This is a genomic window from Streptomyces sp. NTH33 (assembly GCF_003236365.1).
GTDB lineage: Bacteria > Actinomycetota > Actinomycetes > Streptomycetales > Streptomycetaceae > Streptomyces.
Genome location: NZ_POTZ01001096.1, coordinates 1 through 535 on the forward strand (window position 1 = coordinate 1; position 535 = coordinate 535).

Genomic DNA, 535 nt, shown 5'->3' on the forward strand with positions numbered 1-535 from the left:
CCCTCCGCCTCCCGCAGCGCGCCCGTGACCCGCTCCAGGGTCGGCGCGCTCAGCCCCTTGGGGAGGGTGGCCGGGCCCGGGGCGCGCAGCGTCGCGAGGGCCCGGTCGACCTCCGCCTGCCCGCCGGCCTCCCCGACCGCCGCGCGGAACTCGGCGTACCGCACCAGCCGGTCCCGGAGCGTGGCGAAGGTGAACGGTTTCAGCACGTACTGGACCACCCCCAGCGAGACCCCTTCGCGCACCACCGCCAGGTCCCGCGCCGAGGTCACCGCGACCACGTCCGCGTGATGGCCGGCGGCCCGCAGGGAACGGGCCAGCTGCAGACCGTGCACGTCCGGCAGGTGCAGGTCGAGCAGGAGCAGGTCCACCGGGGTGCGGTCCAGCATCCGCCGGGCCTCCGCGCCCGTGTGCGCCGTGCCGACCGCGACGAACCCCGGCACCCGGCCGACGTACATCACGTGCGCGTCCGCCGCGACCGGGTCGTCCTCGACCACCAGGACGCGAATGGGCTGCTCGCTCGTCATGCCCCTCGCCC

The 535-nt window shown here is 76.4% G+C and carries 1 protein-coding gene; it reads right to left on the bottom strand.

Translation table 11 applies throughout. The annotated features are described in order from the left end of the window. Positions 1-524, bottom strand: a 524-nt coding sequence (locus C1I97_RS38645) for a response regulator (RefSeq protein ID WP_111007425.1), incomplete at its 3' end; no start/stop codon positions are given. Positions 525-535 lie beyond the last annotated feature (11 nt).